The sequence below is a fragment of the Streptomyces odontomachicola genome (genome assembly GCF_039605595.1).
Taxonomy (GTDB): domain Bacteria; phylum Actinomycetota; class Actinomycetes; order Streptomycetales; family Streptomycetaceae; genus Streptomyces.
In genome coordinates, this window is record NZ_JBCFOK010000016.1 from 178,953 (window position 1) to 204,819 (window position 25,867).

Below are 25,867 nucleotides of genomic sequence, written 5' to 3' on the forward strand. Positions count from 1 at the left end.
CCACCGAGGGACCGGCTCGGGCGCGGCCGGCGCCCGCCTCAGGCGCGCCCGCCGCTCCCCCCGAGCCGCACCCCCAGCTCCTCGATGCCGGAGCGGATGCCGGCGCCGTACGCGTCGTCGGGCAGGGAGCCGGCCGCCGAGCGCGCCCTGCCCAACTCGCGCAGCGCGGCGCTCTCGTCACCCAGCTTCGCGTGGTCGGCCGCGAGGTTGAGATACAGCGAGGGGTAGAGAGAGCGCACCGCGAGGGCGTGCTCTCCCCAGTGGACCTCCTCCCCCGACAGGGCGTCCGCGGCCTCCAACGCGCGCTGGTCCCACAGGAGTTCGTCGGTGGGGTCGTCCTGGGTGTCGGCCATGTAGTGCGCGATGGTGCAGCGGTGGAAGAGGTCGCCCTTGCCGGTGGACTCCTCCCACAGGCGCGCGAACCTGTTCCTCGCCTCCTCGCGGTCGCCGCCGCGGTGAAGCATGATCGCCTGTCCGATGCGGACCATCGTCCCGTCCTGGGACGTCTCCTGCTGCGGCTCCGACACGGGAGTCCTCCTGGCTGCGCGTGCGGGGGGCGGTGCGAGCGCGGGCGCCCGCACCTGTCCGGGCCCTTCCGACGCTAGCTGCCGCCACCGACAATCCCTTCGCGGCGCGGCACCGCACGCGCGCCGACCCCCGCCCGGCGTACGGACCCGGCGCACGGATCAGCCCAGGTCGAGGACGCGCCAGGCGTACGGATCAGCCCAGGTCGGGGATGCGCCAGTCGATCGGCGTGTGTCCCTGGCGCTCCACGGCCTCCTCGATCGCGCTGAACGGGCGGGAGCCGAAGAACTTCCGCGCGGACAGCGGCGAGGGATGCGCGCCCTGCACCACCGCGTGCCGCTCGGTGTCGATGAGCGGCAGCTTCTTCTTGGCGTAGTTGCCCCACAGCACGAAGACCGCCGGGTCGGGCCGGTCGGACACCGCGCGGATCACCGCGTCGGTGAACTTCTCCCAGCCCTTGCCCTTGTGCGAGTTGGCCTCGCCCTCGCGGACCGTGAGCACCGCGTTGAGCAGCAGCACGCCCTGCTCGGCCCACGGCATCAGATAGCCGTTGTCCGGCACCGGGTGGCCCAGGTCCTCGCGCATCTCCTTGTAGATGTTGCGCAGGGACGGCGGGGTCTTCACCCCGGGCCGCACCGAGAAGCACAGGCCGTGGCCCTGGCCCTGCCCGTGATACGGGTCCTGGCCGAGGATCAGGACCTTGACCTGGTCGTAGGGTGTCGCGTCGAGAGCGGCGAAGACCTCCTCGCGCGGCGGGTAGATCCGGTGCTGCTCGCGTTCCTGCTCGACGAACTCGGTGAGCTCCTTGAAATAGGGCTTCTCGGTCTCCTCGCCGAGCACGCCCCGCCAGGACTCGGGCAGCATCTCCCGCATGCCGTTCACTGCTTCTCCCTCACGACGGTGTAGCGGCTGTCGCACCAGAACGTACCGGTGCCCACTGACAGCGGACCAAGTCGCCGCGGGACGGAGCGGCGGCGGAAGCAGCGGCAGCGTACGTACCGCTTACCACTCCGCCTTCTTGTGGAGCTCCCACAGCCGCGGCAGCGCCGAGGGGTCGAGCATCCACTCCACGCCGGACATGTCCTTGCCCGAGGCGACGTACAGCCGGCCCTGCCACAGCGGCAGCAGCCTGGCGTCCTGCGCGACGACCTTCTGGGCGCGGGAGAAGTAGCGCCCGGCCACCCCGCGGTCGCTCTCCTTGCGCGAGGGGGCGAGCAGCTTGTCGGTGAGGGTGGAGTTGTTGTACGGGGTGCCCACCGCGTTGTTCTTCCCCGCGAAGGAGGCGAGGTAGTTGTCCGCGTCGGGGAAGTCGGGGAACCAGCCGCGCCCGAACACCGGGTACTCGCCCTTGCTGTAGCCCTTCTGGAACTCCCTCCAGGGGCGGCCCTTGACCTTCACGTCGAACAGCCCGGAGCCGTTGAGCTGCCGCTTGATCTCCTGGAACTCCCCCGCGGTCTGCGAGCCGTAGCGGTCAGTGGTGTACCAGAGGGTCAGCTTGACCTTGCCGTTCACCCCGCCCTGCGACAGGGTGTCGCGCGCCTTGGACACGCTCGGGTCCCCGTACTCGTCGTAGAAGGCGCTGGTGTGGCCGGTGATGCCGCCCGGGACCATCGAGTACAGCGGGTCGGCGGTGTGGTGGTAGACCTTGCGCACCAGGGCCTTGCGGTCGATGAGCTGCGCGATCGCCTTGCGGACCGCGGGCTTGCGCGCTTCGGGGTCCTTGGGGTTGAAGACCAGGAAGCGGATCTCGGTGCCGAGCATCTCGCTCAGGTCGATGCTGTTGTCGCCCTTGGCCTCGGCGGACTGCAGGTCGGTGATCTGCTTGGGCGTCAGGCCGCGCACGGTCACGTCGATCTTCTTCTGGCGCAGCGCGGCCACCATCTTGTCCGAGTCCTGGTAGTACCGGATGGTGACCGAGTCGTTCTTGACGTTGGCCGCGCCCTTGTACGAGGTGTTCTTGCGCAGGACGGCGTCCTTGCCGTGCTCGTACGAATCGAGCGTGTACGGGCCGGAACCCACCAGCTTGTTGTCCTTGCGCACCCTGTCGGCCGGGTAGCTCTTCGGGTCCACGATCGAGGCCGCGGGCGTGGAGAGGATGTACGGCCACGTCGCGTCGGGCTTGTTGAGGTGGAAGACCACGGTGCGCTTGTCCGGCGTCTCCACGCGGTCGATGCTGCCGAAGAGTCCCGCGGGCCCGGTGGCCGACTTGATGCGGCGGGTGCGGTCGAAGGAGTACTTGACCGCCGAGGAGTCCAGCACGTTCCCGTTGGAGAACTTCAGGCCCTTGCGGAGGGTGCAGCGGTAGACCTGGCTGTCGGAGTCGGTGAATCCGCAGCGCTGGGCGGCGTCCGGGCTGGGCGTGGTGCTGGAGTTGGGGAAGTGCAGGAGCGTCTGGAAGGTGTTCTTGTACAGCTCCCAGGAGCTGTCCCATGCCTCGGCGGGGTCCAGGGTGCTCGGCTCACTGGTGGTGCCGACGGTGAGCGCGCGGTCCTCCTCGCCACTGTCCCCGGTGATGGCCCCGCATCCGGCGACCAGGGAGAGGGATATGAGCAGGGTCGCTGAGTTCCTCAGACGTCGGTTCCGGTGGGACACGTGCGCGCTCCTCAGTCGGCGGGGCCACTACTGCTGATGCGGGGTCAAGAGGGGGGTGCCGGCTGACCGTCGGCGGAATCCGGCTCGCTCGGGCGCGCCGTCGCGGCGCTGCCGGGGCGGCTCTGGGCCGGAAACGTGGCAGACACTACCGCAGCATCCGCCACAGGAGCATGCACAGATCAACAAGTGAACGCACCGTTAGCAGGTTGTGTTCACGGCACGACAAAGGGTGCCGGTCCCATGCGGTGACCGGCACCCTCAGCGCACACCAGACCCTCAGCGCACAACCAGGTGGTGCTACTCCACGCCCGCGTTCAGGAACAAGCCGCCGTCGATCACCAGGGTCTGGCCCGTGATCCAGCCCGCCTCGTCCGAGGCGAGGAAGGCCGCGGCGCCGCCGATGTCCTCGGGGGCGCCGAGGCGCTGCATGGGGTAGCGCGCCGACGCCTCCTCCTCGCGGCCCTCGTACAGCGCCGAGGCGAACTTCGTCTTCACGACGGCCGGGGCGATCGCGTTCACCCGCACCTTCGGCGCGAACTCGTGCGCGAGCTGGAGCGTCAGGTTCACCATCGCGGCCTTGCTCATGCCGTACGCGCCGATGAACGGCGAGGCCGAAACCCCGGCGATCGAGGCGATGTTGACGATCGAGCCGCCGTTCTCCTGCTGCCAGGCCTTCCAGGTGCGCTGCGCGAAGCCCAGCGCGGAGACCACGTTGGTCTCGAAGACCTTGCGCGCGACCCCGAGGTCGAGGTCGGCGATCGGGCCGAACACCGGGTTGGTGCCCGCGTTGTTGACCAGGTGGTCGATGCGGCCGTACTCCTCCATCACGCGGTCGACGGCCGCCGCCTGGTGCTCCTCGTCGTGCGCCTTGCCCGCGACGTACATCGCGCGGTCCGGGCCGAGCGCGGCCACGGCCTCCTTGAGCGCGTCCTCGTTGCGCCCGGTGACGCACACCCGGTCGCCGCGCGCGACGAGCTTCTCGGCGACGCCGTAGCCGATGCCCCGGCTGGCGCCGGTGACCAGCGCGACCCGGCCGCTGTCCTGCTGTGCCATCTGGCAGATCTCCCTTGTGTGCGGGGTGTACGCGGTGTACGTGCTCGGCGGTCGGGGCTCAGTTGAGCGGGCCGCCGGCCACGTACATGACCTGCCCGGAGACGAATCCTGCCTGCTCGCCGGCGAAGAAGGCGATGGCGTTGGCGATGTCCTCGGGGCGGCCCACGCGCTGCACCGGGATCTGCGAGGCGGCGGCGTTCTGGAAGTCCTCGAAGTCCATGCCGACGCGCTCGGCGGTCGCCGCCGTCATGTCGGTGACGATGAAGCCGGGCGCGACCGCGTTGGCGGTGATGCCGAACTTGCCGAGCTCCTTGGCGAGGGTCTTGGTGAAGCCCTGCATGCCGGCCTTCGCCGCCGAGTAGTTGACCTGCCCGCGGTTGCCCAGCGCGGAGGACGAGGAGAGGTTCACGATGCGGCCGAAGCCCGCGTCCACCATGTGCTTCTGCACCGCGCGGGACATCACGAACGCGCCCTTGAGGTGCACGTTCATGACCGTGTCCCAGTCGTCGTCGCTCATCTTGAACAGCAGGTTGTCGCGCAGCACGCCGGCGTTGTTGACGAGCACGGTGGGCGCGCCGAGCTCCTGGGCGACCCGCGCGACGGCCTCCTTGGCCTTGTCCGAGTCGGCGACGTCGCAGCCGACGGCGAGGGCCCTGCCGCCCGCCGCGGTGATCGTGTCGACGGTGTCCTTGCAGGCCGCCTCGTCGAGGTCGAGTACGGCGACGGCGTGGCCCTCCTCGGCCAGGCGCACGGCGGTGGCCGCGCCGATCCCACGGGCCGCGCCTGTGACGATCGCGACGCGCTGCTCGCTGCTGGTCATGCTGGTTCTCTCCTCGCCCTGGATGTGGTGAGCAACCGCTTAGTACCTACGGCTGACGTGACGCTATGAGCCGGGCCACGCCCTGTCAACGGTCCACAGCACGGGTGGGAGCGAACCGGCCTCAGCGCACGAGCACTTCGAGCAGCCGCTCCGCCTCCGCCTCCGGGTCGGCGGTGAGCCCGGTGTGCACGGGCCCCGGCTGGACCACCGTGCTGCGCGGCGCGACCAGCCACCGGAAGCGGCGGCCCGGCTCGTCGCCCGCCGCCTGGCCCGCGGCGTTGCCGCCGTGGCAGACGCCCTCGGCGGCGCGCAGCGCGGCCCGCACTCCGGTCAGGTCCACATGCGGGTCCAGCGCGCGCAGCCGGTCCTCGTCCAGGTGCGTGCGCGCGGCGACGAAGGAGCGCGCGCGGCAGTAGACGACCACGCCCGCGTTGATGAGTTCGCCGCGCTCCACGCGCGGGACCACGCGCAGGACGGCGTACTCGAAGACGTCCCGCTTCTGCCGCTCGCCGGTCTCCGTGCCGTTGTGCATGCTGTTCTGCGTGCCGTTGTGCGTGCTCGGCGTGCTCACTTCGCGCCGCCTCCCTTCGCGTCGTGACCGGCGGACTTCGCGTCGTGGCCTGCGGCCGGGCCGGGGCGTCCGGTGAGCCAGCCCGGTGCCTGCGAAGGCCGGTCCTTGGTGGGCTCCCCGATCGTGATGCGCTCGCCGATCGTGGGCGCGCGCTCGGCGAGCACGCCCGCGTAGGCCGCGCGCACCTCGTCGGTGCTGTCGAAGCCCGGCTCGTCCACCAGCCATTCGTCGGGTACGTCGGCGACGCACGCGGCGAGGAGCTCCTCGGTCACCAGCGGGGCCAGCGCGTCGGCCGCCGCCGCGATGTCGGGCCCGAAGGGGGCCAGCGCGTGGTCGGAGGCGTCATACGGCTTGGCCGCCGCGGCGCGCGCGGTCGGCCAGTTGTGGTGCCAGATCATGCTGGCGCCGTGGTCGATGAGCCACAGATCGCCGTGCCACACCAGCATGTTGGGGTTGCGCCAGGAGCGGTCCACGTTGTTGATCAGCGCGTCGAACCACACGATGCGGCCCGCCTCCTCGGCGCCGACCTCGTACGCCAGCGGGTCGAAGCCCAGCGAGCCCGGCAGGAAGTCCATGCCGAGGTTCAGGCCGCCGCTGGCCTTCAGCAGCTCCTGCACCTCCTCGTCCGGCTCGCCGAGCCCGATCACCGGGTCGAGCTGCATCCGCACCAGCTCCGGCACCCGCAGGCCGAGCCTGCGCGCGAGCTGCCCGCAGACGACCTCGGCGACCAGCGTCTTGCGGCCCTGGCCCGCGCCGGTGAACTTGGCGACGTAGGTGCCCAGATCGTCCGCCTCGACGATTCCGGGCAGCGAGCCGCCCTCCCGCAAGGGGGTCACATAGCGGGTGGCTGTGACTTCGGTAAGCATTTCGCCAGGTTATCCGGGCGCCGGTGCCCGGCGCTCCTGGTTATCCGGGTGCCGTTGGCGCCAGGATCAGCCGCCCCCGCCACCACCGCAGCCGCCGCCTCCACCGCCGTCGCCGCCGCCCGCGCCGCCCGAGGACTGGGCGGCCCGCACCTTCTTGCGCACGGCCTTGGCCTGCCAGAACGACTCGACCAGCGAGCGCATCTCGCGCCGCGCCTCCCGCGGCACGTCGAGCTTGCGGGCCAGCTTGGTCGCCTTGACCAGCGCGAACAGCGCCGCCGTGTGCCGGTCGGCCGGCGGGTGAGCGGCCCAGTCGTGCAGCGCCGCGAGCCGCTGCTTGCACGCCTGCGGGTCGAGCACCGTGTACCGCTGCGAGGGGAACATCCCCATGACGCGGTGGGTCTCGGCCCGCACGGCGCCGCGCGCCTCCAGCGAGCGGGCGACGTACGGCTCGACGCGGCGGCCCCAGTAGTCCAGCCACCACTGGGTGCGCATGCGGCCCTTGTGCTGCTGGAGCTCGTCCAACGCGCCGTCCAGGTGCGGGACTCCGGTGGGCGACGGCTGCGTCACCACGACCTTCGACCGGTCCTCGGCGACCCGGCCCGCCGCCTCCAGCTCCACGAGCCCGGCGCCCACCAGCCCCCAGCGCAGATACCTGCGCTCGACGGCCGGCTTGCCGCGCGCCGGGTCGATGCCGAGCAGCAGGAGCTCCTCGGAGAGCGTGAGGGCCGAGCCGTCGGCGCCCTGATGTGCGTACGCGTCGTTCATCGCGTCCCCCGTGCTGCCGTTCCTGTCCGTGACCCTCAAGATACGGACGCCGCGCGGCACTTCCGCGGTTTCATCCGTCCACATCGTGATACAGGGGTCTCAATTCGCGGCGCCGCACAGGAAAGTGTCCGCGCAATCCCCGTACAACCGAGGCCGCGGACAGGACGTGAGGCGCATGGGAGACACGGCGGTGCTGCTGCACACGGCGATCACGATCGCCGGTGTGGTGCTGCTCATTCTGAAGGCCAAGGTCCACCCGGCCCTGGCACTGGCGCTGGGCGCCATGTACCTCGGGCTCGCGGGAGGGCTCGGCGCCAAGGGCACGGTGGACGCCGTGACCGGCGGGTTCGGCGATCTGATGGCCGAGGTGGGGCTGCTGATCGTGTTCGGCGTGCTGCTCGGTTCGCTGCTGTCCTCGCTGGGCGCGATCGAGAAGCTCGTCGCCGTACTGCTCAGGGCCCTCGGCCCGAAGAAGCTGCCGTACTCCTTCGCCGTGACCGTCGGCACCGTGCTCCAGTCGATCTTCGCCGACGTGCTGCTGGTGATGACCGCGCCGGTGGCGCGCCAACTGGGCCGCCGCATCGGCCCGTTCGGCGTTCCCCGGATGGCCGCGGCGATGGCCCTCGGCGTCGAGGTCGGCATCGCGCTGTCCGTTCCCGGCATCGGCGCGCTGGCGCTCGCCGGACTGCTGCACATCCCGCTCGGCGTGATGCTCGTCTACGGCTTCCCGCTGGCCGCGGTCACCATCGTGTGCGCCCTGTTTCTCTTCAGCTTCCTGAGCAGCCGCGGCTTCTGGAACCCGGAACGGGACGAGGTACGGGAGGAGGGCGCGCCGCTTGAGGAGGGCGCGCCCCAGGAGGACCCCGCGTACGGCGAGGACCCCGCGTACGAGAAGGCGGTGGCGTACGAGGAGCCCACGTCGTACGAGGACTCCGCGGCGGGCCCCCGGGGCGAGGGCTCCCCTCCCCTCGCGCTGTCCCTCGCTCCCCTGCTGCTCGCCCTCCTCCTCATCGCGGGCGGGGCCTTCGCGGAGATCGGCGGCTGGAAGTCGCCCGTGGTGACCTTCCTCGGCGACCCGGTGACCGCGCTGCTGATCGGGCTGGTCGGCGCGTGCCTCGTCGCGCGCTGGAAGCTCCCGGCCGGCGCGGTCGGCGACGCGTTCGACAGGGCCCTGCGCACCAGCGGCCAGATCCTGGTGCTCACCGGCGTGGGCGGCTCGCTGGCCGCGACCGTCGAGAAGGTGGGGCTCGGCGACATCGTGAAGGAGCAGTTCTCCGCGAACACCTGGGCCCCGATCGCGCTGGTCTGGCTCATCGCGGCGCTGCTGCACATGGCCATCGGCTCGGTCACGACCTCGGCGATCACCGCGGCGGGGATCCTCGCGCCGGTCGCGCCGGGCCTGGACGTGCCGCCGGTGCTGATCGCGCTCGCCGCGGGCGCGGGCTCGCTGTTCGTGATCCACGCGACGAGCAACACGTTCTGGCTGCTCCAGACCCTGCTGGGCCAGACGACCCGCGGCACGCTCAAGACCTGCACGGCGACGGTCTCCGCGGCCTCGGTGATCGCGCTGGTGCTCGTACAGGGGCTGGCGCTGGTGATGTGAGGCGGGAGCGCCCCTCCGCTGTCGGGAGCGCGGCGCCGCTACCGGGCCGAGGCCGCGAACGGCACCCCCACGCCGCCCTCCTCCCGGACAGCCGACCCGGCCGGATGCGTCCACAGCCCCCGCCGCTCCAGCACCGGCAGGACCCCCTCGCCGAACTGGTACGCCTCCTCCAGGTGCGGATAGCCGGAGAGCACGAACTCCTCGATGCCCAGCGCGTGGTACTCGGCGATGCGGTCGGCGATCTCCTCGTGGCTGCCCACCAGTGCCGTTCCGGCTCCCCCTCGTACGAGGCCGATGCCGGCCCAGAGGTTGGGGTGGATCTCCAGGTCGGCGGGGTCCCCGCCGTGCAGCGCGAGCATGCGGCGCTGGCCCTCGGACTCGCTGCGCGCCAGGCCCGCCTGCACCGAGGCGATGGTCTCGGCGTCGAAGCCGTCCAGCAGCCGCCGCGCCTCGGCCCACGCCTGCTCGGCGGTGTCCCGCGCGATCACGTGCAGCCGGATGCCGAAGCGGGGGCTGCGCCCCAGTGGCTGGGCCAGCGCCCGTACCTTCGCGATCTTCTCGGCGACGGCGGAGGGCGGTTCGCCCCAGGTCAGATACGTGTCGGTGTGCCGGGCCGCGACATCCAGCGCGGCGGGCGAGGAGCCGCCGAAGTACACCTCGGGGAAGGGCTCGGGCAGCTTCGCGAGCCGCGCGTCCTCCACCCGCAGGTGCTCCCCCGCGAAGTCGACGGTCTTGCCCTCCCACAACTCGCGCACGATGTGCAGGAATTCACCGGTACGCGCATAGCGCCCGTCCTTGTCGAGGAAGTCCCCGTACGCGCGCTGCTCGTGGGCCTCCCCTCCCGTGACCACGTTGAGCAGCAGCCTGCCCCCGGTCATGCGCTGGTACGTGGAGGCCATCTGCGCCGCGAAGGTCGGCGAGAGCACACCCGGCCGGAACGCGACCAGGAACTTCAGCCGCTCGGTGTGCTGGCTGACCAGCGACGTCGCCAGCCACGCGTCCTCGCACCAGGCGCCCGTGGGGGTCAGCGCGCCGGTGAAGCCGACCTGTTCGGCGGCGCGGGCGATCTGCGAGAGGTAGCCGACGGACGGGGGCCGGTCGCCGCCCGCGGCGGTCACCGGCGTGCCGTGGCCGCCGCCGACGACATGGCGGCTGTCCCCGTTGGTGGGCAGGAACCAGTGGAAGGTGAGCGGCATGAGGTCCCTCCTGGGGCCGGTGGACGGTGGGTTCAGAGCAGGCCGTGGCGCGGCGGAACGGTCCCGTTCAGCACGTACCGCCCGATGTGCTGGACCTTCCAGCGCACCGGATCGTGCAGCGTGTGGGTGCGCGCGTCGCGCCAGTGGCGGTGCAGGTTGAGGGAGTCCAGCGCCGAGCGGGTGCCGGAGACCTCGAAGAGCGCGCCGGTCAGCTCCACCGCCGTGCGGTCGGCGTGCGCCTTCGCGGCGGCCACCGCGATGGAGGCGCGCGCCGCCGACTCCTCGGTGAGGCCGCTCGTCGCCGTGTCCACGGCCCGCGCCGCGTCCCCCAACAGCGCCTCGGTGGCCCGCAGTTGTACGGACAGCTCGCCGAAGCGCTGCACCAGCAGCGGGTCCTCGGCCGCCGTCTCCGCTCCGCTCTCGAACCACGGGCGGCTCTTCGTGCGCACGAACTCCGCCGCCTCCTCCAGCGCGCCCGCCGCAATGCCCGCGTCGATGGCCACGTGCAGGAGCTGCGCGAACGCCCCGTACACCTGCGGCCCGGAGAACGTCAGATGGTGCGGAACCACCCGGTCCGCCGGTACGGACACCGCATCCAGCCGCACGGTGCCGCTCGCCGTGGTGCGCTGCCCCATGCCGTCCCAGTCGTCGACGACCTGAACGCCGGGGGCGTCGGAGGGGACATAGGCGACGTGGTTCTCGCCGTCCTCGCCCTTGGCCAGCACCGGGATCCAGTCGGCGAAGAGCGCGCCGGTCGAGTAGTGCTTGACGCCGTCGAGCACGTACGAGCCGTCGGGCGCGGCGGTGAGGCGGGTCCGGTAGTCCATGACGTGCTTGGTGCCCGCCTCGGACTGCGCGTTGCCGAAGCGCCGCCCGGCCAGCACCTCGCCGAAGAAGAACTCCCGCTGCGCGTCCGTGCCCTGGTGCCGCAGCACATTCACGTACGCGAAGTGGCTCTGCGGGATCTGGGCCAGGCTGGGGTCGGCGGAGGCGAGCAGCCGGAAGATCTCGGCGACCGTGGCGGCCCGCACGTCGGCCCCGCCGTACGCCGCCGGAACGGTCACGGCGAGCAGCCCGCTCGCCGAGAGCCGGTCCAGCTCGGCGCGCGGCAGGGCGCGTTCGGCGTCACGCCGGGCCGCACCCGCGCGGAACTCCCCCGCCAATTCGGCGGCGAGGTCCAGTGCCTCGGCGTCGTCGGCGACGCGGTGTGCGCCGTGCGCGCGTACGCGGTGATCGGGGAAGCCGTGTTCGAGGGCGGTCATGGGCGGTGCGCCTTTCGCGACGTACGGGCGGGGAAGCGGCGGAGAGCCGGCGGAGGACCGGCGAGGAGTCGGCAGGAGGGGCGCGGGCTCAGGCCGCGGCCAGCCGCACCCCGGCGCCCAGCGCGGAGGAGAAGCGCCGCACGGTCTGCCCCAGCGCCTCGGCGGTCTCCGGCTCGACGGTCACGCCGCCGTCCTCTGCCACCTCGATGTGCCGGTCCAGCACGAACCAGCCGGGCAGGATGTGCGTGGCGCCCATCGAGGACAGGACCGGGCGCAGCGCGTAGTCGATGGCCAGCACGTGCGCGGTCGTCCCCCCGGTGGCCAGCGGCAGCACGGCCTTGTCGGCGAGCGCGTACTGCGGCATCAGGTCGAGCAGCGCCTTGAGCAGCCCCGAGTAGGCGGCCTTGTAGACCGGGGTGCCGACGAGCACGCCGTCGGCCTCCTCGAACAGGCGCCGGGCCCGCGCGATGTCGGGGTGCGCGAAGTCGGCGCCGAGCAGCGCCTCGGCCGAGACCGTACGGACGTCGAAGGGCACGACCGTGTGCCCCTCGCGCGCGAGGCCCGCGTCGAGATGGCGCAGCAGGCGGGCGGTGCGGGAGGTCGGGGACGGGCTGCCGGAGACGGACAGGATGGTGGCCATGGGCCCTCGATTCATGAACGCATGGAGAAGAGCGGGAAGTCGGCGCGTGCGCGGCGAGCCGGCGCGTGCGCGATGCGGCACGGGACGGCACGGCACCGCACGGTGCGAGTACGCGGCACGCGGCGCGGAACACGCGCCAGGAGGCAGGCGAGGCTGGAGTCTCCGGGCCCCTTCGGGAAACGCGCCCTGGACGCGGCGCCTACCGGCGTCTACGGCTGCCGGCGGCGCGGCACGGGGGCTCCGGGATTCAGCGGAGGCAGGGCCGACAGCAGCAGGCGGCGGTGCGCATGAAGTCCACGTAACGACGGCGGATCAGACAGCGCATTCCGATCACCCTCCCTGTCGCCGTGGGCATTCCGCTCGGCGGAACCCGGGGGTCCCGCATGCACAGCACCATAACCAGCGGCTTCGCGGCGAGTCGAGTAGGTCTTCGCGAAGCCCTGATAGCTTTTCCCTTCCACCAGGGGTCGCCGGTCGGGCCCACGGTCCGGTGCGGGGAGCGGACGGATGCGCATAGAGCAGCTCGAATACATCGAGGCGGTCACCCGTCTCGGATCGCTGCGGCGCGCGGCCGAGGAGCTGCACATCTCGCAGCCCGCCATGAGCGAGACCGTCCGCAATCTGGAGCGCGAACTCGCCGTCGACCTGCTGGACCGCAAGCGCTCGGGCGCCAAGATCAGTGACGCCGGGCGGGAGTTGCTGCCGCACATCATCGGGGTGCTGGACGCGGTGGACAGGCTGCGCAGGGCGGCCGATCTCCAGCACCGGGTGAGCCGCAGGATCCGGCTGGGCACCGTGCACGCGGCCACCGTTCCGCTGCTGGTGCACGCGGTGGAGGAGTTCAGGACAGCACACCCGGAGACCCAGGTCGAGCTGCTGTCCATGCAGCAGACCGAGCTGCACCGCTCGCTGCTGGAGGGCGGCCTGGACCTGGGCCTCGTCAACTACCTGGACTCCGACGACCTCCCGCCCGACCTGCACACCACCGAGCTGCTGCGCGGCCGCCCCGTGGTCTGCCTCCCGGCCGGCAGCCCGCTGGCCGAGCGGGACGAGGTCGGCGTGGACGAGCTGCTGGCCCAGCCGCTGATCGTGATGCGGGCCGGCTATGTGATGCACCGCTACATCCACCGCCTGCTCAAGGGGCGTTCGCCCTCCTTCTCCTACTCGGCCGACGGCGCCGAGATGGGCAAGCTGATGGTCGCCGAGGGCTTGGGAGTGACGGTGCTGCCCGACTTCAGCGTGGCCGGCGATCCGCTGGAGCGGCACGGCGTGATCACCTGGCGGCCGCTGGCCGACGAGCGGACCTCGGTGGTCATGGTGGTGCAGCAACGGCACGCGGGCTCGGTCCCGCGCGCGGCCCACGACCTGCACCGCATCTTCGTACGGCGCGCGGCCGGGCACACCGGGAGCGCCTGAACACCGGGGTGACAGGCCGGAGTTGGGCCGCTCACCCCTGCGAGCACACCACCCGCCGCGCCACCCGATGCCGCGCCCGCTGAACACCGGCACCGCCCCCTCCGTACGACAGGAAGAACCGGCACGGCAGAGAACAGCGGCTGCCAAGGGGAAGCGACCGCCGGCGGGCCCGCGCCGCGGGTCTCCACATGCAGGGAGTACGCCCATGACCGCATGGATGACCTCGCGCCGCAGTGTGCTCGCGGCGGCCGGCACCGTCTCGCTCGCCGCCGCCCTCGCGGCCTGCGGCAGTCAGGACGAGAGCGGCACGCCCAGGACCGGCGACACCGGAAGCGGCAGCGACACCGGAAGCGGCAGCGGCAGCGCGAAGCCGGACGGGCAGGGCCAGGGCGGCGGGGGCGGCGCCTCGCTCGCCCGCGTCGCGGACGTCCCGCGGGGCGGCGGCACCGTCTTCAAGCAGCAGAACGTGGTGGTGACCAGGCCGGACGGCGGCGACCAGGTCAAGGCGTTCTCCGCGACCTGCACCCACATGGGCTGCACGGTGGCCAGGGTGTCGGGCGGCACGATCCACTGCCCCTGCCACGGCAGCGAGTACTCCATCGAGGACGGCAGCGTACGGCGGGGCCCCGCACAGAAACCCCTGCCCGCAGCGAAGGTGACCGTGCGGAACGGCATGGTCCGGCTCACCTGAGAGACGCGCGGGCAGCGGCGCCGCGCCTCCCGGCGGCCGGGGGACCCCGGGAGGCGCGGCCACAACACGCGGGCACACCATGCGGCCGCAGCACGGGGGCGCACCATGCGGGCGTGCTCCAACACCCGTACGCGGGCGCCCCGTTCAGGCTCCCCAGCGCTCCACCACCTCGGCCGTGCCGGTGACGGTGGCCACCAGGGCGAGGGTGTTGCGGATCATCTCGGGCGTGTACGCGGCCGGGACCCCGGCGACGGCGTCCCGCGGCACGACCGCCGTGTAGCCGAGGTTGACCGCGTCGAACACCGCGTTGGGGATCGCGACGTTGGCGGACACCCCGGTGATCACGAGCGTGCGCACCCCGAGGTTGCGCAGCAGCGGGTCCACGTCCGTACCGGCCAGCGGGGAGAGCCCGTGCAGCCGCCGTACGACCAGGTCCTCGTCGGCCACCGGGATCGGCTCGGCCACGGTCACCGCCGGTGAGCCGGTGAGCTGGCGTACCGGCAGCCGCTCCGCCGCGCGGAAGAGCCGCGCGTTGCGGCTGGCCCCGCGCCCGTCGGGCCGCCGCTCGGCGACCGCGTGCAGCACCTGCACGCCCGCCGCGTGCGCGGCCTCGGCCAGCATGGCGATGTGCGCCAGGGCGCCGGACCGCCGCGCCTCCCGGGCGAGTTCGGGCAGGGCGCTCTCCTCGTCCTCGCCGACGACGCCGCGCTGGCACTCGACGGTGAGCAGGGCGCAGGTACGGGGGTCGAGCAGCTCGGCGAGCGCGTCATGGTCGGCCATGCGCGGAGGGTAGAAGCCATTGCGCCCGGCCGGAAGAGAGCCCATCATGACCGCGGAGATTTTCTGACGCCGCGTCAAGAAGCGGCAAGGGAACGGCGACGGCCGACGAGCCAGGGGCGGGTGGGCACGCATGACGACGGCGGAGCAGGGGCAGCGGCGCGGGCGCCGGATCATGATGGACGACGCGGAGCTGGACGCCTTCCTCGGCACCCAGCGCACCTGCCGGGTCGCCACGGTGGGCGGGGACGGCGCGCCGCACGTGGGCGCGCTGTGGTTCTGCTGGACCGGCGGCTCGCTGTGGATGTACTCCCTCACCCGCAGCAAGCGCTGGACACAGTTGCGGCGCGACCCCCGGCTCGCGGTGGTGGTGGACGACGGGCACGAGTACGGGGAGCTGCGCGGCGTCGAGCTCTCCGGCACCGCCGCGATGGTGGGCGAGGCCCCGCGCACCGGCGAGGACCACCCCGAACTCGCCGAGCCCGAGCGGATCTTCGCCGCGAAGTACTTCGGCATGGACCGCATGCCGCACGACGGGCGCCACGCCTGGCTGCGGCTCACCCCGGACACCGTGGTCTCCTGGGACTTCCGCAAGCTCTGAGCCCTCCCCGCACGGCCCTCAGCGCTGCGCCGCCTCCAGACCCCGCGCCGCCTTCTCCAGCGCCGCCACCACGGCACGGATCGAGGGCCGCCGGTCCGCGTCCTCGCGCCACACCGCGTACACATGCCGCCGTACGCCGTCCCGTACGGGAACCACGGCCACGCCCTCCGGCAGCGGCCCGCGCCCGAGCCGGGGCGCCACGGCGACGCCCAGACCCGCGCCGACCAGCGCGAGTTGGGTGGGGTGCTCCTCGGCGGTGTGGCACAGCAGCGGCTCGACGCCCTCGGCGCGCAGCGTGAACAGCAGCCAGTCGTGGCAGAACTCCCCCGTCGGCCAGGACACCCACGTCTCCCCGCAGAACTCGGTGAGGGACACCGAGCGGCGCCCCGCCAGCGGATGCCCCGCCGGCATGGCCACATCGGCCGGATCGTCCAGCAGCGGCGCGGTGGCCAGGCCCGCGGGCAGCGGCAGCGGGCGGTTGTACCAGTCGAGCACCACCGCCAGGTCGAAGTCCCCACGCACCACCCGGCGCAGCGCGTCGTCCGGCTCGGCCTCGGTGAGCCGCGGGCGCAGCCCCGGGTGCTCCTCGCGGAGCGCGGCCAGCGCCCCGGGGAGGAGCCCGCGCGCCGCGGTCGGGAAGGCGCCGAGCAGCAGCTCGCCCACGGGCTGCCCGCGGTGCGCCTCCAGGTCGGCCTGCGCGAGCTCCATCTGGGACAGGATGCGCTCGGCGTGCGCGGCCAGCAGCCGCCCCGCGTCGGTGAGCCGCAGGCCGCGGCCGCTGCGCGCCGTCAGCGGCTGGCCCGCCTCCCGCTCCAGCTTGGCGAGCTGCTGGGAGACCGCCGAGGTGGTCACGTGCAGGCCCTCGGCGGCCGCGACGACGGAGCCGTGCCGGGAGACGGCCTGAAGCACGCGGAGCCGGTCGAGATTCAACATGTAAGCGATGCTACGCGCCGAGGTCCAATAATCCTCGCTTGTGCTGAACTGTTCGGCGCCGGAATGTAGTGGCCATGACCGCAGACCCGCAGGCGCCCGCAGCCCCGGCCGACCGCCCGGCCACCGGAGGACCCGCAACCACAGCAGCACCCGCAGCGCCCGCCCCGCCCACGACCGCGCCCGCAGCTCCGCGGCGCTCCGCGCTCGACTGGCGGGTGCGCTTCGTGATCCTGGCGCTGGTCTGGGGCTTCAGCTTCCTCTTCATCAAGCTCGGCACGCAGGCGTACGCGCCGCTCCATGTCACCTTCGGGCGGCTGCTGTTCGGCTCGGCCGTGCTGCTGGCCACGCTGGCGGTCAAGCGCGAGCGGCTGCCGCGCGGGCTGCGGACCTGGGCGCACCTGGGCGTGTCGGCGTTCTTCCTCAACGCCCTCCCCTTCTCCCTCTTCTCGTACGCCGAACTCACCATCCCCTCCACCCTGGCGGGCATCTGCAACGCCGCGACCCCGCTCTTCGGCATGGTGCTGGGCCTGGTCGCGCTCTCCGAGGACCGGCCGACGCGGCGCCGGGTGGCGGGCCTCGCGGTCGGGTTCGCCGGGGTGCTGGTGGTCCTCGGCGCCTGGCGGGGCTTCGCCGGGCAGGACGCGGGCGGCACCGCGATGGCACTGACCGCCTCGGCCAGTTACGCGGTCGGCTGGATGTACGTGCGGCGCACCCTGGCCGGCAGCCCGCACTCCAGCCTGTCGATGACCTCGGGACAGCTACTGCTCGGCACGGCCCAACTGGCCGTCGCCGCCGCCCTGTTCAGTCCGCTCCCCCACGCGCTGCCGCTGACGCCGCTGCTGGCGGTGGCCGCGCTCGGGGCGCTGGGCACGGGGGTCGCCTTCCTGGTGCAGTACGGATTGGTGGCCGAGGTCGGGCCCACCACGGCGCAGATGGTCACGTACTTCATCCCGGTCATCGCCACCGTGGCGGGCGTGGCCCTGCTCGGCGAGAGGCTCACCTGGAACACGCCGGTGGGCGCCCTGATCGTCCTCCTGGGCGCGGCCCTCACCCAGCGCAGGCCCCACCAACGCGGGCCCGCACGCCGCGACAAGCACGCGCGATAAGGGAGCCCGCGCCTCCCTCGTACCGCCGAGCCCCCGCGTGCCGCCGCGCCTCCCCCGCGTACCGCCCCGCCTCACTCGTACCGCCGCGCCTCCCCCCTCCGCAGCGCCGCGGACACGGCGTCCGCCACCGCCGGGATGTCGGCGGGGGCGAGCTGGGAGACGGTCAGGCGCACGGCCTGCGGGGAGTCGAGGCGGAAGCGGGCGCCGGGCGCGACGGCCCAGCCGGCGTGGAGGAGGCGGGTCACCGCGCCGGTCTCGTCGGGCACGGGCACCCAGACGTTCATGCCGCTGCGCCCGTGCGAGGGGATCCCGCGCTCCGCGAGCTCCCGCACCAGCGCGTCACGCCGTTCCCCGTACGAGCGCGCCACCTCCCGCGCGTCCACGGCCCCCTCGCGCCACAGGTGCGCGACCGCGTCCTGGAGCAGCCGGCTCACCCAGCCGGGCCCGAGCCGCTGCCGCCCCGCGACACGGCCGACGGTCGTCGCGTCCCCGGTCAGCACGGCGAGCCGCAGGTCGGGGCCGTACGCCTTGGCGGTCGAGCGGACCAGGGCCCAGTGCGCCGTGCCGCCCATCAGCGGGTGCAGCGGCAGGTCCACGATGCCGTGCCCGTGATCGTCCTCGATCAGCAGCGTGCCGGGGTGCGCCGCCAGCACCCCGCGCAGCTCGCCCGCACGCGCCTCGGACACCGCGGCACCGGTCGGATTCTGCGCGCGGTCGGTGACCACCACGGCCCGCGCGCCCTGGTCGAGCGCGCGCTCCAACTCCCCCGGCAGCGGCCCCTCGTCGTCCACCGCGACCGGCACGGCGCGCAGCCCGAGCGCCGGAACCAGATCCAGCAGGCTCCCCCACCCCGGGTCCTCCACCGCCACCGCGTCGCCGGGACGCAGGTGCGCGGCCAGCACGCGTTCGATGGCGTCCAGCGAACCCGAGGTCACCGCCACGGGCCCGTCGGCGACCCCGTCCGCGTCGAGGGCGGCGCGCGCCGCGCGCTCCAGCTCCGCGTCCACGGGCGGATCCCCGTACAGAACGGGGCGCTCCTGCGCGCGTGCGGCGGCCGCGGCCAGCGCGGGACCCAGCGGCGGGAGCAGCGCGGTGTCGGGGTTGCCCTGCGAGATGTCGGTGGCGCCAGGCGGCAGCTCCACGCCGATCGCCTCGCGCGGGGTGGTGGAGGGCCGCGCGCGCACCTTGGTGCCGCGCCTGCCCGCGGTCTCGACCACGCCGCGCTCCCGCAGGGCGCGATAGGCGGCCGAGACGGTGTTCGGGTTCACCCCCAGTTCGGTCGCCAACTCCCGTACGGGCGGCAGGAGTTGACCCGGAGCGAGCGCACCCTCGCCCACGCCGCGCTCGACGCTCGCGGAGATCTCCCTCGCGCGGCGCCCCTCGATCCGATACTCTTCTAGCACAAAGCACAGTATGCACTAGTACAAAAATCTCCGCAACGAGAGCACAGCCAGCAACGGAAACACAGCCAGCAAGGAGAGCGCCGTGCCCACCACCACCTCCTCCGCTTCCCCGGACACGTACGCGCCGACCGAGCGCACCACCCCCACCCGCGCACGCGAACGGGCCTCCTACGACTGCGAGTCGGTGCACGCGATACTCGACGACGGCTACCTGTGCCACCTCGGCTTCGTACGCGACGGCGCCCCGCTCGTGCTGCCGACGCTCTACGCGCGGGTGGGCGAGCGGCTGTATGTGCACGGTTCGTCCGGGTCGCGGCCGCTGCGCGAGACCGGCGCGCGCAGCGAGGGCATGCCGGTGTGCCTGACCGTGACCCACGTCGACGGCCTGGTGCTGGCGCGCTCCGCCTTCCACCACTCGATCAACTACCGCTCCGTGGTGGTGCACGGCACCGCGTTCCAGGTCACGGAGAAGGAGGAACGGGTGGCCGCGCTGCACGCGCTGACCGACGCCGTGGTGCCGGGGCGGGCCGACGACTCGCGTCCGGCCGACGCCAAGGAGCTGGCGGCCACCGCCGTGCTGCGGCTCGACCTCGGCGAGGTCTCGGCCAAGGTCCGCACCGGCGGCCCCAACGACGACGCGGAGGACATGGACCTGCCCTACTGGAGCGGCGTCGTCCCCGTCACCCGCACCTACGGCACCCCGGTCCCGGCCGACGACCTGGCACCGGGCATCCCGCTGCCCGCATACCTCGCGGACCGCTGACGCTCCTGCATGAGCGGGGTCCCCACTCTCAGCGCGCCGGGGCGTCTTCCTCCGTCTCCTCCGTACGAGGGCGTCCCGGCTCTCCCACTTCGGCACCGGGACCGCCGGCGACCGGCTCCTGGGGCGCGTTCGCGGGCGTCGCGCTCTGCGCGATGAAGGCGCCCAGCAGCACCACCGCACCGCCCACGAGCTGCACCGCGGTCAGGTGCTCGCCGAGCAGCACCCAGGCGAGCACGGTCGCGACGACCGCCTCCAGGCAGGCGACCACGGTGGCCACCTGCGGCGAGAGCCTGCGTACCGAGACCACGCCGGTCAGGTAGGCGACCACCGTCGCCATCAGCACCACCCAGGCCAGCAGCGCGGCCGCGGGCACGGACGTCCCGCCCATGTCGGTCTGCCGCGCGAGCACCGACCAGTCCAGGGTCCACGGGCGCACCAGGACGGTGAGCAGGAGGGCGCCGATCAGCAGACCGTGCGCGATCACGCCCATGGGGTCGGGCACGGACCGCGTACGGCCGCCGCCCTTGCCGCCGTCACCAGCACTTCCGTCACCGGCGCTCCCGTCACCAGCACGCCCGTCACCCGCGCCGTCACCCGTACCGCTCTCGTTCCCGTGGCCGCTCCCGTGGTCGGACAGCACGAAGTAGCCGACCTGGCAGCACGCGGCGCCCAGCGCCAGCAGCAGGCCGAGCGCGTCGAAGCGCAGCCCCGACCACACCTCCACCACACACGCGAGGCCGCCCACGGCGAGCACCACGCCCACGGCGGCCGCGCGGGACACGGGGCGCCGCTGCACGAAGCGCACCCAGCCCAGCACCAGCGCGGGCGCGAGGTACTCGATGAGCAGCGCGACGCCGACCGGGATGCGGGAGATCGCCGCGAAGTAGCAGGCCTGCACGCCGGCCACGGCCAGCAGCCCGAACCCGGCGAGCAGCCCCGGGCGTTCGCGCAGCAGCGCACGGTGCCGCCAGGCCAGCGGGAGCAGTACGAGCGCGGCGCCGGCCGCGCGCAGCCAGGTCACCTGGAGCGGCTGGAGCCCCGCCTCGATCAGCGGCTTGGCCGCCGGGCCCGAACCGCCGAAGGCGAAGGCGGAGACGAGGGCGAGCGCGAGTCCGGAGTTCCGGGCGCGTGCGGCACCGGCCGGTGTCGAGGTGGCGTGCATGGCGTCATCATGCCAAGCGGCGACAGGAGTGTCACTGCCTGTGACTCATGACCCGCGCGGACTCCCTCCGCGCCTGGCCACCTCTGCCCTGGCCGACTCTGCTCTGGCCGGCTCCGACCTTGTCCAGCTCTGCGCTCGCCCGGATCCGCCCTCGTCCGGCTCTGCGCTCGTCCGGCTCCGCCCTCGTTCAGCGCCGTCCGGGGATGTGCCCGTCACCGCCGCCGGACAGTGCGCGGTCCCGCTCGTGGTCCTCGCGGTCCTGGCGCTCTGCCTCCCGCAGCCGTCCGGCGACCGCGTCGAGGTCGATCCCGGCGCGCCGCAGCACCTCGACGGCGCGGCAGTCCTCGTCGGCGAGCAGGCCGGCGAACAGGTCGGCGCCGCTTGCCGATTCGGCGCCGCGTGCGCGCATCCTGGACGCCGCCGCGTCCATCGCCGCGGTCACGGCGGGCGACCAACCGGCGACCCCGCCCGGCTGTTCGGCTATCGCGGGCACGGCGCCCGAGTCCTCCACGGTGTTCTGCCAGCGCAGCCCGTAGCCGATGCTGCGCTGGACCAGATACCCGAGCAGCTTGCTCACCGAGGAGCTCGGCGGGCTCTCCGGGTCGGCGGGTCCCGCCCCGCCCCCACCGGTGGCGGTCGCTCCGCCGCCTCCTTCGACAGCCCCCGCCCCGCCGGCTCCGCCGTCGAGCAGATCCCAGACCTCGCGGTCCGACTCCAGGAGGCTGTGCAGCAGATGCGCCGTGTCGATCTGCCGGTCGCCGTCGCGCGCGGCACGGCGGCGCGCGGTGTTGACCATGGCTGCGAGCTGCTCGCTGAGCTGGTCCTCGGCTTCCGCGCCGGCGAATTGGGTAGACGGTGTACGGCTCTGCACAGGACCACCACATCACACACGCGCGGCCAGGACATCCACGTGCTGGGGCATATGCGCCTCCGCCGCCGGTTGTGGATGCCCGCGCACCCCCTCCTTCCTGCGAAGGAGACCGCAACCAGGTCCGCGGTGTTGAACGTCCCACACTGGCAACAGCCCCCGCGTACGGCCGTGTCCAACGCCACACGTACACGCCGTACCCCTAAGGGTCCGCAAGGATCCGCAGCACGGCTCCGCTCAGCGCACCGCCCGAATTGTTCCCGTACGGCCGAGGAGTCCCATGGCCGACCGTCATCGGCACACACCGGCGTGCTGGATGGTGGCGCTGCCCGCCGTGGACGGCAAGGAGTACGTGTACCGGGTGTACGCACCCCCGGACGCACTCCCCGGCGACCTGTTCTGGACGGCCTTCCACTGCCACGACGACTCGCTGCTCCCGCGCGCGTACGACTGCTTCGACTGCGCCGAAATCTGGCGCACGGCGCGCGGCGACGGGAGGGCCGATGGGCCGGAGCGCACGGGTGGCATGGACCACGCGGACGACTCCGGCCGTACAGACGCACCGGACCCGGCAGACGGCCGGGCCGGAGTAGCAGGTTCCGGCGCAGAGGACCGCGGAGCCGACGACCCGGACTAGACGGGCGCTGCGCGGGAACCTCTCAAGAAGACCGGCAGTCCAAGCGGTCGGCACCGCACACTGCACCCCCGGGAGACCCTCATGGCCCGCAGCCGTGCACGCTCCGCACTCGCCGCACTCGCCCTCGGCACCGCGCTGACGGCCGCCGCCTGCGCGCCGTCTGACACTCCGTCGGGAGACGCCGGCACGCCCGGCACCCCCGGTTCCGCCGGGGCTTCCGGCGCCTCGCACGCCGCGCGTTCCCCGAGTCCGGGCCCCGCGACGGGCAGCGGTACGGGGAGCGGCACGGCCACCGGCCCCGCCTCACACGGGGTCACCTCCCCCGCCTCACCTGGGCCTTCGTCGGCGGGACCCCGGCTTCCCAGCTCACCGCCGGAGTCCACGGGCGGTGGCGGCGACCCGGGCCGTACGCCGTGGTGTACGACGGACGCGGTGAACGTCTCGCTGCGCGAGGGCAGTCCGGGCGCGGGCAACAGGTACGCCGACCTCGTCCTCACCAACACCTCGTCGGCGCCCTGCCGTACCCAGGGCTGGCCCGGCCTCCAACTGACCGGGCAGCGGGGCGCCCTCCCCACCCACGCGGTGCGCGACTCCTCGGAACCCGCGCGTCAGGTGACGCTGGCGCCGGGCGACTCGGCCTCCAGCCGCCTGCACTGGACCGTGGTCCCGGGCCAGGAGGACCCCCCGACCGGCGACTGCCCGACCCCCACAGCACTCCGCGTCATCCCACCCGACCAGCACACCTCCGACACGGTCCCCTGGGGATTGGGCCCCATCTGCGGAAAGGGCCGCATCACAGCACTACCGCTGCACGGCGGCTGAGGAACCAAGCCCGTCCGGCGTTTGAGGACGAGCCCGCAGGGCGACAAACGCACCTGCCAAGGCGACGCACACGCACAACCGGGCCCCCGCACCGGCGCATACACCGGACACGGGGGCCAAGTTGGAGCATCAGCCGAGGTCAACGGCCGACGCGACGCCAGTCGCGAACTCAGTCGCGAATACTGGAGCCGTCCTCCTCGTCCTCGGCGAGGATGAGATACAGCCGCTTGCGCGCCTCGTTGACCACGGCCAGCGCCTTCTCGCGCTGCTCGGGCGAACCGGTCGACCACACCTGCTGGAAGGCGCCGACCAGACCGCTGCCCGCCTTGCGGACCTCGTTCATGGCGTCCCAGTCGATGCCGCGGCCGGCCTCCTCCCACGGCGCCTCGGGCCCCGACTCCGCCTCGGCCGTGCCGGCCTCGGTCAGCGAGAAGAGCTTCTTGCCGCCCTCGCTCGCGTTGCTGATCAGGCCCTCGTCCTCGAGGAGCTGGAGGGTCGGGTACACCGAGCCGGGGCTCGGCTTCCAGGCGCCACCGCTGCGCTCCTCGATCTCCTGGATCATCTCGTAACCGTGCATCGGGCGGTCCTTGAGCAGCGCCAGGATCGAGGCGCGCACATCGCCGCGCCGTGCCCTGCCGCGCGGCCCGCCGCGCCCGCGGCCCCGGCCGCCGAACGGGGGCCCCTCTCCGAAGGGTCCACCGAAGGGGCCGCCGAACGGCCCGAACGGACCGCCCCCGCCCCGCATCCGCTCCGCGCCGGGGCGCCCCGGCCCGAAGTCGCCGTGACCGTGTCCGCCGCGACCGCGCCCGAAGCCGCGGCCGCCGAATTCCTGTCCCTGGGGTCCTTGCATACGCATGGTGCTCATCTCCTTCGTGAAGTTCAGCGAAGACCAGTCTTTGATCTGTCGCGATGCCTCAACGATATATCGGCGAACTTCGTTCGGCAAGGAAGCCGAGCATGATTCTTTGACTGGGCCTCCCCGACCCGATTCCGGGCAGGCTTCCGCCGGCCACCCGGGCCACTTCTCAAGGATTGGCCGTGGCCTGCGACGACGCACTCCGCGTACGGTCCGGCTCATGAGAATCCGTACCGTGGACGCCTTCACCGACCGCCCCTACGCCGGCAATCCTGCGGCCGTCGTGCTCTTCGAGGAGCCCGGCTTCCCCGAGGACGCCAGGCTCCAGCGGCTGGCGAACGAGCTGAACCTCTCGGAGACCGCGTACGCCCACCCGCTCACCGGCGATCCCGACGCGGACTGGGCCCTGCGCTGGTTCACCCCGCAGGTCGAGGTCGACCTGTGCGGCCACGCGACCCTCGCCACGGCCCACGTACTGCACGGCGACGGCCTGGCCTCCGGCGCCGTGCGCTTCCGCACCCGCAGCGGCGTGCTCACCGCGCAGACCAGCGAAAACGGCGCGATCACGCTGGACTTCCCCACCGCGCCGCTCACCCCCGTCGAGGCACCGGCCGGGCTCACCGAGGCCCTCGGCGCCGCGCCGGTCGCGGTCCACGACACGGGCCCGCTCGGCGATCTGCTGGTGGAGCTGGAGGACGAGAAGACCGTCCGCGATCTCGCGCCCGACCTGGGCGCCGTGGCGGCCCTGCCGCAGCGCGCGGTCCTCGTGACGGCGCGCGCCGCCGACCCGGAGGGCCCGTACGCCTATGTGTCCCGGCTCTTCGGCCCGGCCGTCGGCATCAGCGAGGACCCGGTCACGGGCAGCGCGCACACCGCGCTCGCGCCCCTGTGGTCCGGGAAGCTGGGCAGCGACGAACTGACCGGGCTCCAGGTCTCGGCCCGCACCGGCTTCGTCCGCACCACGCTGCGCGGCGACCGCACCCTGCTGACCGGCGACGCGGTCACGGTGCTGGACGCGGAGCTCAAGGCGGGGTTCTGAGCGCGGACCTCACGTCCGGCCGCTGAGCGGGGAAGTCGAGCGAGCACGGGGCCCGGGCCCGCCCTTGGTCAGCCGGTCGGCAGCCAGCCGACCTTCCCGGCGAGCAGCGCGTACCCGGCGAAGGCCACGATGTCGATCAGCGCGTGGGCCGCCACCAGCGGTCCCACGCGCTGCCAGCGCCGGTAGAGCAGCACGAAGATCACGCCCATCACGACGTTCCCGGCGAGCCCGCCGATGCCCTGGTAGAGGTGGTACGAGCCGCGCAGCAGCGAGCTCGCGGCGAGCACCGCGTACGGCCCCCAGCCCAACTGGTCCAGCCTGCGCACCAGATAGCCGAGCACGATCACCTCCTCCACCACGGAGTTCTGGATCGCGGAGGCTGCCAGCACGGGGAACTTCCACCACACGTCGGGCAGCGATTCGGGCACCACGGTCAGGTTGAACCCCGCGGCCCGCGCCGCCAGGTAGAGCCCGAGCCCGCTGCCCCCGATCACGGCGGCGACGCCCGCGCCGCGCAGCAGGTCGGAGCCGGGACGCCGCCGGTCGAACCCGAGCGCCCGCAGCCCGCCCGCGCGCTCCCGCAGCAGCAGGTGCGCCACCAGCACCACCGGCACCAGCGCCGTGCCGATGGAGAAGAGCTGCCAGGCCAGGTCCAGCCACGGACGGTCGGGCGCGCGCGAGGTGTTGAGGTTGGCCGCCTGGTCGGAGAGCCCGCCCGGCGCGGTCGCCGAACCGATGAAGCTGATCAGCGCCGACACCGCGCTGGCCCCCACCGAGAGCGCCAGCACGATCAGCGTCTCCTGGCCCAGCAGCCGCCGGGACAGCGGGAGTTCGCCCTGCGGCGGCTCGGGTGACGACGCGGTGTCGCCGGCCTGCGACTGCACTCTTGCCTCCAGCACG

26 protein-coding genes and 1 pseudogene are annotated in these 25,867 nt (G+C 73.1%); 9 read left to right on the plus strand and 18 right to left on the minus strand.

Translation table 11 applies throughout. The annotated features are described in order from the left end of the window. Positions 1-38 precede the first annotated feature (38 nt). The 8 genes from ABEE00_RS27295 to ABEE00_RS27330 form a co-directional block, all read right to left on the minus strand. Positions 39-527, minus strand: coding sequence for a hypothetical protein (locus ABEE00_RS27295; RefSeq protein ID WP_345748334.1), 489 nt, complete (start codon positions 525-527; stop codon positions 39-41). Positions 528-720: 193 nt separating this feature from the next. Further along, positions 721-1,398, minus strand: coding sequence for a uracil-DNA glycosylase (locus ABEE00_RS27300; protein WP_345748384.1), 678 nt, complete (start codon positions 1,396-1,398; stop codon positions 721-723). A 129-nt stretch (positions 1,399-1,527) separates the two neighbouring features. Beyond that, entirely contained in the window at positions 1,528-3,117 is a 1,590-nt protein-coding gene (locus tag ABEE00_RS27305; protein ID WP_345748335.1) for an ABC transporter substrate-binding protein, read from the minus strand. A gap of 297 nt (positions 3,118-3,414) precedes the next feature. Continuing rightward, positions 3,415-4,170: an SDR family oxidoreductase gene (locus tag ABEE00_RS27310; RefSeq protein ID WP_345748336.1), complete on the minus strand. Its 756-nt coding sequence runs from the start codon at positions 4,168-4,170 to the stop codon at positions 3,415-3,417. A 58-nt stretch (positions 4,171-4,228) separates the two neighbouring features. Continuing rightward, on the minus strand, positions 4,229-4,990 hold the full coding sequence (fabG, locus tag ABEE00_RS27315) for a 3-oxoacyl-ACP reductase FabG (protein WP_345748337.1): 762 nt from the start codon (positions 4,988-4,990) through the stop codon (positions 4,229-4,231). Positions 4,991-5,111: 121 nt separating this feature from the next. Next, positions 5,112-5,522: a DUF3037 domain-containing protein gene (locus ABEE00_RS27320; RefSeq protein WP_345748385.1), complete on the minus strand. Its 411-nt coding sequence runs from the start codon at positions 5,520-5,522 to the stop codon at positions 5,112-5,114. Between the two features lie 35 nt (positions 5,523-5,557). Beyond that, the gene (locus ABEE00_RS27325; RefSeq protein ID WP_345748338.1) at positions 5,558-6,427 is read right to left on the minus strand and encodes a HipA family kinase; all 870 of its coding nucleotides are present in this window, start codon (positions 6,425-6,427) and stop codon (positions 5,558-5,560) included. 66 nt (positions 6,428-6,493) lie between these two features. Beyond that, positions 6,494-7,231 carry a GOLPH3/VPS74 family protein gene (locus tag ABEE00_RS27330; RefSeq protein WP_345748339.1) on the minus strand — a complete coding sequence of 246 codons (738 nt, stop codon included), beginning with the start codon at positions 7,229-7,231 and terminating at the stop codon, positions 6,494-6,496. Between the two features lie 136 nt (positions 7,232-7,367). On the opposite strand from ABEE00_RS27330, the gene ABEE00_RS27335 reads away from it, so the two are divergent. Further along, positions 7,368-8,795 carry a GntP family permease gene (locus ABEE00_RS27335; protein WP_345748340.1) on the plus strand — a complete coding sequence of 476 codons (1,428 nt, stop codon included), beginning with the start codon at positions 7,368-7,370 and terminating at the stop codon, positions 8,793-8,795. 38 nt (positions 8,796-8,833) lie between these two features. Here the strand turns inward: ABEE00_RS27335 and ABEE00_RS27340 are convergent, their stop codons facing one another. The 3 genes from ABEE00_RS27340 to ssuE all read right to left on the minus strand — a co-directional run bounded on the left by ABEE00_RS27340 (position 8,834) and on the right by ssuE (position 11,893). Further along, complete coding sequence (locus tag ABEE00_RS27340) at positions 8,834-9,991, minus strand: LLM class flavin-dependent oxidoreductase (RefSeq protein WP_345748341.1); 1,158 nt, start codon at positions 9,989-9,991, stop codon at positions 8,834-8,836. A gap of 32 nt (positions 9,992-10,023) precedes the next feature. After that, positions 10,024-11,253, minus strand: a complete 1,230-nt coding sequence (locus ABEE00_RS27345) for an SfnB family sulfur acquisition oxidoreductase (RefSeq protein ID WP_345748342.1) — start codon at positions 11,251-11,253, stop codon at positions 10,024-10,026. A gap of 88 nt (positions 11,254-11,341) precedes the next feature. Beyond that, entirely contained in the window at positions 11,342-11,893 is a 552-nt protein-coding gene (gene ssuE, locus ABEE00_RS27350) for an NADPH-dependent FMN reductase (RefSeq protein ID WP_345748343.1), read from the minus strand. A 507-nt stretch (positions 11,894-12,400) separates the two neighbouring features. Between ssuE and ABEE00_RS27355 the strand changes: the two genes are divergently transcribed. Together ABEE00_RS27355 and ABEE00_RS27360 are read left to right on the plus strand one after the other, a co-directional pair. Beyond that, on the plus strand, positions 12,401-13,309 hold the full coding sequence (locus ABEE00_RS27355) for a LysR family transcriptional regulator (RefSeq protein WP_345748344.1): 909 nt from the start codon (positions 12,401-12,403) through the stop codon (positions 13,307-13,309). A 205-nt stretch (positions 13,310-13,514) separates the two neighbouring features. Continuing rightward, complete coding sequence (locus tag ABEE00_RS27360; protein WP_345748345.1) at positions 13,515-14,000, plus strand: Rieske (2Fe-2S) protein; 486 nt, start codon at positions 13,515-13,517, stop codon at positions 13,998-14,000. A 144-nt stretch (positions 14,001-14,144) separates the two neighbouring features. Here ABEE00_RS27360 and ABEE00_RS27365 read toward each other — a convergent pair whose 3' ends face one another. Then, on the minus strand, positions 14,145-14,780 hold the full coding sequence (locus ABEE00_RS27365; protein ID WP_345748346.1) for a cysteine hydrolase family protein: 636 nt from the start codon (positions 14,778-14,780) through the stop codon (positions 14,145-14,147). A gap of 130 nt (positions 14,781-14,910) precedes the next feature. Between ABEE00_RS27365 and ABEE00_RS27370 the strand changes: the two genes are divergently transcribed. After that, positions 14,911-15,378, plus strand: coding sequence for a pyridoxamine 5'-phosphate oxidase family protein (locus tag ABEE00_RS27370; RefSeq protein ID WP_345748347.1), 468 nt, complete (start codon positions 14,911-14,913; stop codon positions 15,376-15,378). 18 nt (positions 15,379-15,396) lie between these two features. Here ABEE00_RS27370 and ABEE00_RS27375 read toward each other — a convergent pair whose 3' ends face one another. Further along, complete coding sequence (locus ABEE00_RS27375) at positions 15,397-16,311, minus strand: LysR family transcriptional regulator (RefSeq protein WP_345748348.1); 915 nt, start codon at positions 16,309-16,311, stop codon at positions 15,397-15,399. Positions 16,312-16,385: 74 nt separating this feature from the next. Between ABEE00_RS27375 and ABEE00_RS27380 the strand changes: the two genes are divergently transcribed. Beyond that, the gene (locus tag ABEE00_RS27380) at positions 16,386-17,417 is read left to right on the plus strand and encodes a DMT family transporter (protein ID WP_345748349.1); all 1,032 of its coding nucleotides are present in this window, start codon (positions 16,386-16,388) and stop codon (positions 17,415-17,417) included. Positions 17,418-17,488: 71 nt separating this feature from the next. On the opposite strand, the gene ABEE00_RS27385 is transcribed toward ABEE00_RS27380, so the two are convergent. Beyond that, a complete protein-coding gene (locus ABEE00_RS27385; RefSeq protein ID WP_345748350.1) occupies positions 17,489-18,820 on the minus strand; it encodes an aminotransferase class I/II-fold pyridoxal phosphate-dependent enzyme in 1,332 nt (443 codons plus the stop codon). A gap of 82 nt (positions 18,821-18,902) precedes the next feature. On the opposite strand from ABEE00_RS27385, the gene ABEE00_RS27390 reads away from it, so the two are divergent. Beyond that, on the plus strand, positions 18,903-19,583 hold the full coding sequence (locus ABEE00_RS27390; RefSeq protein ID WP_345748351.1) for a pyridoxamine 5'-phosphate oxidase family protein: 681 nt from the start codon (positions 18,903-18,905) through the stop codon (positions 19,581-19,583). A 28-nt stretch (positions 19,584-19,611) separates the two neighbouring features. On the opposite strand, the gene ABEE00_RS27395 is transcribed toward ABEE00_RS27390, so the two are convergent. Both ABEE00_RS27395 and ABEE00_RS27400 read right to left on the minus strand, forming a co-directional pair. Beyond that, entirely contained in the window at positions 19,612-20,745 is a 1,134-nt protein-coding gene (locus ABEE00_RS27395; protein WP_345748352.1) for an EamA family transporter, read from the minus strand. A gap of 187 nt (positions 20,746-20,932) precedes the next feature. Beyond that, a complete protein-coding gene (locus ABEE00_RS27400; RefSeq protein WP_451918672.1) occupies positions 20,933-21,616 on the minus strand; it encodes a Clp protease N-terminal domain-containing protein in 684 nt (227 codons plus the stop codon). Positions 21,617-21,893: 277 nt separating this feature from the next. Between ABEE00_RS27400 and ABEE00_RS27405 the strand changes: the two are divergent. Both ABEE00_RS27405 and ABEE00_RS27410 read left to right on the plus strand, forming a co-directional pair. Continuing rightward, positions 21,894-22,091: pseudogene (locus tag ABEE00_RS27405) on the plus strand (hypothetical protein); the annotation flags it as partial. 240 nt (positions 22,092-22,331) lie between these two features. After that, positions 22,332-23,072 (plus strand): DUF4232 domain-containing protein, encoded by a 741-nt coding sequence (locus ABEE00_RS27410; RefSeq protein WP_345748353.1) that lies wholly within the window; start codon positions 22,332-22,334, stop codon positions 23,070-23,072. Between the two features lie 169 nt (positions 23,073-23,241). Here the strand turns inward: ABEE00_RS27410 and ABEE00_RS27415 are convergent, their stop codons facing one another. After that, on the minus strand, positions 23,242-23,928 hold the full coding sequence (locus ABEE00_RS27415) for a PadR family transcriptional regulator (protein WP_345748354.1): 687 nt from the start codon (positions 23,926-23,928) through the stop codon (positions 23,242-23,244). 220 nt (positions 23,929-24,148) lie between these two features. Between ABEE00_RS27415 and ABEE00_RS27420 the strand changes: the two genes are divergently transcribed. Then, positions 24,149-24,967: a PhzF family phenazine biosynthesis protein gene (locus ABEE00_RS27420; protein WP_345748355.1), complete on the plus strand. Its 819-nt coding sequence runs from the start codon at positions 24,149-24,151 to the stop codon at positions 24,965-24,967. 68 nt (positions 24,968-25,035) lie between these two features. Here the strand turns inward: ABEE00_RS27420 and ABEE00_RS27425 are convergent, their stop codons facing one another. Then, positions 25,036-25,851, minus strand: a complete 816-nt coding sequence (locus ABEE00_RS27425) for a CPBP family intramembrane glutamic endopeptidase (RefSeq protein ID WP_451918678.1) — start codon at positions 25,849-25,851, stop codon at positions 25,036-25,038. Between the last annotated feature and the right edge of the window lie 16 nt (positions 25,852-25,867).

Excerpts from the sequence above, each read along its gene's own strand:
- ABEE00_RS27340 (WP_345748341.1), bottom strand. The coding sequence starts at position 9,991 with ATGCCGCTCACCTTCCACTGGTTCCTGCCCACCAACGGGGACAGCCGC.
- ABEE00_RS27355 (WP_345748344.1), top strand. The coding sequence starts at position 12,401 with ATGCGCATAGAGCAGCTCGAATACATCGAGGCGGTCACCCGTCTCGGA.
- ssuE (WP_345748343.1), bottom strand. The coding sequence starts at position 11,893 with ATGGCCACCATCCTGTCCGTCTCCGGCAGCCCGTCCCCGACCTCCCGC.
- ABEE00_RS27320 (WP_345748385.1), bottom strand. The coding sequence starts at position 5,522 with ATGCACAACGGCACGGAGACCGGCGAGCGGCAGAAGCGGGACGTCTTC.
- ABEE00_RS27310 (WP_345748336.1), bottom strand. The coding sequence starts at position 4,170 with ATGGCACAGCAGGACAGCGGCCGGGTCGCGCTGGTCACCGGCGCCAGC.
- fabG (WP_345748337.1), bottom strand. The coding sequence starts at position 4,990 with ATGACCAGCAGCGAGCAGCGCGTCGCGATCGTCACAGGCGCGGCCCGT.
- ABEE00_RS27415 (WP_345748354.1), bottom strand. The coding sequence starts at position 23,928 with ATGCGTATGCAAGGACCCCAGGGACAGGAATTCGGCGGCCGCGGCTTC.
- ABEE00_RS27370 (WP_345748347.1), top strand. The coding sequence starts at position 14,911 with ATGACGACGGCGGAGCAGGGGCAGCGGCGCGGGCGCCGGATCATGATG.
- ABEE00_RS27325 (WP_345748338.1), bottom strand. The coding sequence starts at position 6,427 with ATGCTTACCGAAGTCACAGCCACCCGCTATGTGACCCCCTTGCGGGAG.
- ABEE00_RS27345 (WP_345748342.1), bottom strand. The coding sequence starts at position 11,253 with ATGACCGCCCTCGAACACGGCTTCCCCGATCACCGCGTACGCGCGCAC.
- ABEE00_RS27375 (WP_345748348.1), bottom strand. The coding sequence starts at position 16,311 with ATGTTGAATCTCGACCGGCTCCGCGTGCTTCAGGCCGTCTCCCGGCAC.
- ABEE00_RS27380 (WP_345748349.1), top strand. The coding sequence starts at position 16,386 with ATGACCGCAGACCCGCAGGCGCCCGCAGCCCCGGCCGACCGCCCGGCC.
- ABEE00_RS27365 (WP_345748346.1), bottom strand. The coding sequence starts at position 14,780 with ATGGCCGACCATGACGCGCTCGCCGAGCTGCTCGACCCCCGTACCTGC.
- ABEE00_RS27395 (WP_345748352.1), bottom strand. The coding sequence starts at position 20,745 with ATGCACGCCACCTCGACACCGGCCGGTGCCGCACGCGCCCGGAACTCC.
- ABEE00_RS27420 (WP_345748355.1), top strand. The coding sequence starts at position 24,149 with ATGAGAATCCGTACCGTGGACGCCTTCACCGACCGCCCCTACGCCGGC.
- ABEE00_RS27360 (WP_345748345.1), top strand. The coding sequence starts at position 13,515 with ATGACCGCATGGATGACCTCGCGCCGCAGTGTGCTCGCGGCGGCCGGC.
- ABEE00_RS27300 (WP_345748384.1), bottom strand. The coding sequence starts at position 1,398 with ATGCGGGAGATGCTGCCCGAGTCCTGGCGGGGCGTGCTCGGCGAGGAG.
- ABEE00_RS27335 (WP_345748340.1), top strand. The coding sequence starts at position 7,368 with ATGGGAGACACGGCGGTGCTGCTGCACACGGCGATCACGATCGCCGGT.
- ABEE00_RS27410 (WP_345748353.1), top strand. The coding sequence starts at position 22,332 with ATGGCCCGCAGCCGTGCACGCTCCGCACTCGCCGCACTCGCCCTCGGC.